Source organism: Mesorhizobium sp. M1A.F.Ca.IN.020.06.1.1, assembly GCF_004023265.1.
GTDB lineage: Bacteria > Pseudomonadota > Alphaproteobacteria > Rhizobiales > Rhizobiaceae > Mesorhizobium.
Genome location: NZ_RZSR01000908.1, coordinates 1 through 2,437, shown reverse-complemented (window position 1 = coordinate 2,437; position 2,437 = coordinate 1). Strand labels below are relative to the sequence as shown.

The 2,437-nt window shown below is 64.5% G+C and carries 3 protein-coding genes; 2 read left to right on the top strand and 1 reads right to left on the bottom strand.

The features are described 5' to 3' along the window. Window positions 1-530 (bottom strand): DUF2125 domain-containing protein (locus tag EOA60_RS28860; RefSeq protein ID WP_128312312.1); only part of this gene is annotated, 530 nt, incomplete at its 3' end. A 124-nt stretch (window positions 531-654) separates the two neighbouring features. On the opposite strand from EOA60_RS28860, the gene EOA60_RS28855 reads away from it, so the two are divergent. Next, a complete protein-coding gene (locus tag EOA60_RS28855) occupies window positions 655-1,185 on the top strand; it encodes a gamma-glutamylcyclotransferase (RefSeq protein WP_095823986.1) in 531 nt (176 codons plus the stop codon). Between the two features lie 118 nt (window positions 1,186-1,303). Next, window positions 1,304-2,251: an aldo/keto reductase gene (locus tag EOA60_RS28850; RefSeq protein WP_095823985.1), complete on the top strand. Its 948-nt coding sequence runs from the start codon at window positions 1,304-1,306 to the stop codon at window positions 2,249-2,251. Window positions 2,252-2,437: the final 186 nt, after the last annotated feature.

Sequence of the window (2,437 nt, the reverse complement as noted above, 5' to 3'; positions counted from 1 at the left end):
TGGCCGGCCGCCTGGCCGGCGCTGAACAGCTGCACGGGATCGGTGTCGTCGGCCGGATCGGTCTGTCCAGACAAGCCTTCCGCCTGAAGCGAAATGCGGCGCGGAAGCGGCCATGACAGCTTGACCGTGGCGTGCAGCTTGTCCCAGTCGAGCCAAAGCGGCGGCATGCCCGGCGCCACAGTCCGCAACGGTCCGCGCAGGTTCGCCACGGGCGACAGAGGCTGGGTGATGCGAGCGACGACGTTCATATCGCCGGTCGAGGCCGCTACATTCCTGGCATCGTCCTGATAGGCCAGGCTGTCGCAGGCGACCGTGAAGTCCAGTGGATAACCGCTGACCGTGAGATTGGCGCAGTCGGCCTTGATGCCCTTGCCTCCAAGCTCGGCCACGGCCCGCTCGGCCTCGGTCTTGACCTTGCCGGCGAGATAGAACCATCCGCCGCTGTAGAGCGCGAACAGCACCAAGATGAACGCCGCAAGCCAGAACAGCCGGCGGCGAGGTTTGCGCGATCGCTCGTCACTTGACGTCATGCTGCGGCTCTCGTTAACCCCTCATGCGGCGAGCGGGTGGTTGTTCTTACGCACGACAAGCGGGGACAGAAGAAGCACCTTACCGGTGTGGTGTCGTCACTCGAATGCAATCAGGCTTGGCGATATGGGCGATTTTTGGGTTTTTGGCTACGGGTCGCTGATCTGGCGGCCCGGTTTCGCACATGTCGAGACGCGGCGCGCCCGTCTTTACGGCTTCCGCCGGTCGCTCTGCGTCTATTCCTTCGTCCATCGCGGTACGCGTGAGCGGCCGGGCCTGGTGCTCGGCCTCGACCGCGGCGGCTCCTGCGTCGGGCTCGCCTTCCGCGTGCCCGGCGATTTGCGTGACGAAGTGCTTTCCTATCTGCGCGAGCGCGAGCTGGTGACCAGCGTCTATCTCGAACGCACTCTCGATGTCCGGCTGGATGGGGCGGGACAAGGCGGAACGGTCGAAGCGGTCGCCTACATCGTCGACCGCGCGCATGAGCAATATGCCGGCGGGCTCGACGCCGGCCATGCGGCAAAAGTCGTGCGCGGCGCCGTGGGCCAATCGGGCAGGAACGAAGACTATGTCCTGAGCACAGTGGAGCATCTGAGGGCGCTCGGCATCCGCGACCACTGGCTGGAAGAGGTGGGGCGGCAGGTCGCGCCTTCGTGAAGATCTGGCCCGATCAAAAAGCAAAACCATGCCTTTGACCTCGGCAAGGCACGACCTAGCTTAGCCGCAATCCATCCTCTGGGCACCCATGCCCTTCCCAGCATCACGGAGATCAGTCTTGCAGAAACGCCGTCTCGGTCGCACCGACCTTTCCATCGCGCCGCTGGTCCTTGGAGGCAACGTCTTCGGCTGGACCGCCGACGAGAAGACCTCGTTCGACCTGCTCGACCGCTTTGCCGAGGCCGGCTTCAACGCAGTCGACACGGCGGACGCCTATTCGCGCTGGGCGCCGGGCAACAAAGGCGGCGAATCCGAAACCATCATCGGCAACTGGATGAAGAGCCGCGGCAACCGGGACAGCATCGTCGTCATCACCAAGGTCGGCTCCGACATGGGACAGGGCAGGCGGGACCTCTCCGCAGCCTATATCGAAAAAGCGGTCGACCAATCGCTCAAGCGGCTGCAGACCGACGTCATCGACCTCTATCTGTCGCACTGGCCGGACCCGGCCACGCCTTACGAGGAAACGCTCGGCGCCTATCAGCGCCTGCTCGAGAAGGGCAAGATCCGCTATCCGGGCTGCTCCAATCTCGATGCGGGGCAATTGCGCGCGGCCCTGGATGTCGCCAGCCTGCGGGGCTTGCCGCGTTACGAGGTTCTGCAGCCCGAATACAATCTGTACGATCGCTCTTCGCTGGACGGCCCGCTGCTCGACCTGTGCAAGGCGGAAAGCCTCGGCGTCATCACCTATTTCGGCCTGGCCAAGGGGTTCCTCAGCGGCAAATACCGCAGCAAGGCCGACCTTGGCCGGAGCGAGCGTGGCGAAGACGTGGCCGAGTATCTCAACGAACGCGGCATGCGCATTCTCTCCGCGCTCGATGCCGCGGCCGGGCGCCATTCGGCCAAGCAGGCCGAAGTGGCGCTCGCCTGGATCATGGCGCGGCCGGGCATCAGCGCGCCGATTGCCAGCGCCACGACGCCCGCACAGATGGAAAGCCTGATCCGCGCCGCATCGCTCAAGCTTTCCGCCGACGACATCGCAGCGCTCGATCGCGCCAGCGCTTAAGGCGTGTCGATATTCAGGCGGATGCCGGCCTGACCTGGATCCAACATGCGTTAGTGCAGCAGGTCCCCCGCACGATCGTCCAAGACCTTGCAGATAGCCTCGCGATAATTCCTACCCGATCGCGGCAGGAATTGAGGTTCGGCATGGTCGGAGAAGTTTTGTCCGAAGCGCAGCCCTGGCAGCAGG